This window comes from Alkalibacterium sp. s-m-28 (assembly GCF_054658175.1).
This window is the reverse complement of sequence record NZ_BAAGIQ010000450.1, coordinates 1-255: the sequence shown is the minus strand read 5'-3', so window position 1 is coordinate 255 and position 255 is coordinate 1. Positions and strand designations below refer to the sequence as shown.

1 protein-coding gene is annotated in these 255 nt (G+C 45.9%); it reads left to right on the top strand.

Annotated features, from left to right (window positions below; all coding sequences use genetic code 11):
- On the top strand, positions 1-255 hold a 255-nt coding region (locus ACYQ4S_RS12970; protein ID WP_459771580.1), incomplete at both ends, for an IS66 family transposase.

Genomic DNA, 255 nt, shown 5'->3' with positions numbered 1-255 from the left:
AATTTATCCCGGCGAGAGTTGAAAACCACAGACATTTCCAGAAAACATATGCCTGCGCGAACTGTGAGAAAAGCGGAACGCGCACGCCTTTTGCAAAATCTGAAATTCCCAGACTTCCGTTAAATAACACAGCCGCTTCTGCGTCACTGATAGCAGAAACCATGTATCAAAAATTCGAGCAAAAAGTCCCTGGCTATCGCCAAGAGGCTTATTGGAATCTGCTTGGCTATCCAATCCCTCGGCATACCATTACGA